At 37.5% G+C, this 2,022-nt stretch carries 3 protein-coding genes; all 3 read left to right on the top strand.

The window, feature by feature from the left end:
* Nucleotides 1-576 precede the first annotated feature (576 nt).
* The 3 genes from H735_RS29370 (at nucleotide 577) to H735_RS29360 (ending at nucleotide 1,874) form a co-directional block, all read left to right on the top strand.
* On the top strand, nucleotides 577-831 hold the full coding sequence (locus tag H735_RS29370) for a type II toxin-antitoxin system Phd/YefM family antitoxin (RefSeq protein ID WP_020198231.1): 255 nt from the start codon (nucleotides 577-579) through the stop codon (nucleotides 829-831).
* Nucleotides 824-1,093: a Txe/YoeB family addiction module toxin gene (locus tag H735_RS29365; RefSeq protein WP_020198232.1), complete on the top strand. Its 270-nt coding sequence runs from the start codon at nucleotides 824-826 to the stop codon at nucleotides 1,091-1,093. Before H735_RS29370 ends, H735_RS29365 begins: the two co-directional genes overlap by 8 nt.
* 220 nt (nucleotides 1,094-1,313) lie before the next feature.
* A complete protein-coding gene (locus tag H735_RS29360) occupies nucleotides 1,314-1,874 on the top strand; it encodes a recombinase family protein (protein WP_202906000.1) in 561 nt (186 codons plus the stop codon).
* The last annotated feature ends 148 nt before the right edge of the window (nucleotides 1,875-2,022 follow it).

Raw genomic sequence — 2,022 nt, 5'->3', positions numbered from 1 at the left:
TCATTAGCCAAGTTGCATAATTTTGCGTACGCCTACAAACTCGACATTTAAGGAGTAGGAGGCGTTTTTAAATATTTACGGTTTGGAGCTTTAATTAATTTTTGAGACATACGTTTCAATAGACATAAACAATAATTCATTGTACTAATGGACAACTTATCAGTATATAAATGTTCACTCGCATGAGATATGCTTCAAACGAATCAAATTCATTACACAACCATTTACTTATTTTGTCCTCATAAAGTCTCAACACACATTAACTATCAAACAACCACAATTAAGAACCCAAACCTATAAATTCGTTTTAATTATTTCTCAAGCAAATGCTTTTTTCATTAAAAGCATTACTCTCACTATTATTGCAATATCAACAATCTATCATTTTGTATGCTTTTTGATAGCTCGTGAAATCATCTATCAAAAGCACTTTTATAACTACAAAATCAAAACACCTTAGAGATATTGATAGATTGTAGAGTTACTTGTCTTATCAAGATCGCATGCTCAGTTTACTGTACAACTAAAGTGGTGAGGACTATACTTGTTCCATTAAACGTACATGTGGAGGTTCTTATGAGAATCGTATCTTTTACTGAAGCTAGAAATGGTCTCAAAGCTGTTTTAGACAATGTAGTTAATGATGCTGATACAACAGTTATTACACGCCGTGATTCTGAAGATGCTGTGGTTATGTCTTTAGACTACTACAATAGCCTTATGGAGACCGTTCACTTACTACGCTCTCCTCAAAACGCTGAACATTTAAATCGGTCGATATCACAGTACCGTGCAGGTAAAATAGCAGTACGAGAGTTAGTTGATGAATAATCCTCAACGTTTACTGTCGTGGACTGATGACGCTTGGGATGACTACTTGTATTGGCAAACTCAAGACAAGAAAACACTCAAGCGCATTAACAAACTCATCAATGATGTTAAGCGCTCTCCATTTGAGGGCATCGGTAAACCAGAGCCGTTAAAAGAGAACTTATCTGGTTTTTGGTCTCGCCGTATTGATGACACTAATAGGCTTGTTTACGCAGTCGATGATCAAGCTATAACAATAATTTCGTGTCGCTATCACTACTAAATCAGGCTCAACAATCTGACATCTAACAAAAACGACTATAGTGCCAATAGGCGTTTAAGCTACCATTCATCACGCCATGCTCGTATATAATTATATACGAGCACAAAAAATCCCGTTTTCGAAATAGGCACTCAGGCCAATGAAATTACGTGTTCAATAGTTGTGCTCGATATGCATTTTGGTACTATGTTCGCATCATACTTAAATAAACGAGCACAGCATGAGAAAACTGACCTTCAATTATCTTCGCGTGTCAACAAAAATTCAAAATACCGAACGACAACTTGATAAAGTACCTTGCGATCGCATTTTTATAGATAAGGCATCCGGTAAAAATGCAAAACGTCCAGAATTGGAATCTTTGCTCCGTTTTATCAATTCTGGTGATCACATCAATGTCCACTCTATCGATCGCTTAGCACGTAACTTGAAAGATTTGCGTGAACTCATCGATCAGATTACTGGCAAAGGTTGCTCTGTGAAATTTCACAAAGAGAACCTTCACTTCACTAGTGAAAAGAATGCATTTCAGGATTTGATGCTCAGTATGCTTGGTGCTGTTGCTGAGTTCGAAAGTGCCATCATCAACGAGCGTCGATTAGAAGGTATCGCAAAAGCGAAAGAAAAAGGCGTCCAGTTTGGCCGCAAACCAGATTTAGATCGGTATGAGGACATCAATCGACTATTAAAGGAAGGATACTCGATGCGAGCGGTAGCCAAGCAACTCAACTGCGGCCTTTCTACGGTTCAAAGAGCAAAAGCGAGCCGAGTAACAAATTAACCTCTAGAGAACCGTCTAATAAATCTGTCATTTAAGTAACTCACTGAAACTTTGAGGTTAGTATTTGTTCAACAAGAGAAAAGATGGCACTCTAAACGTAAGAAATACGGCTGAAATCCGTATAAAAAGCGTTATTTCCGCAACAGAT

The organism is Vibrio owensii CAIM 1854 = LMG 25443 (assembly GCF_000817815.1).
GTDB classification, from domain to species: domain Bacteria; phylum Pseudomonadota; class Gammaproteobacteria; order Enterobacterales; family Vibrionaceae; genus Vibrio; species Vibrio owensii.
Note: the sequence above shows the minus strand (reverse complement) of the source record. Positions and strands in the feature narration are given on the sequence as shown.

Excerpts from the sequence above, each read along its gene's own strand:
- H735_RS29360 (WP_202906000.1), top strand. The coding sequence starts at position 1,314 with ATGAGAAAACTGACCTTCAATTATCTTCGCGTGTCAACAAAAATTCAA.
- H735_RS29365 (WP_020198232.1), top strand. The coding sequence starts at position 824 with ATGAATAATCCTCAACGTTTACTGTCGTGGACTGATGACGCTTGGGAT.
- H735_RS29370 (WP_020198231.1), top strand. The coding sequence starts at position 577 with ATGAGAATCGTATCTTTTACTGAAGCTAGAAATGGTCTCAAAGCTGTT.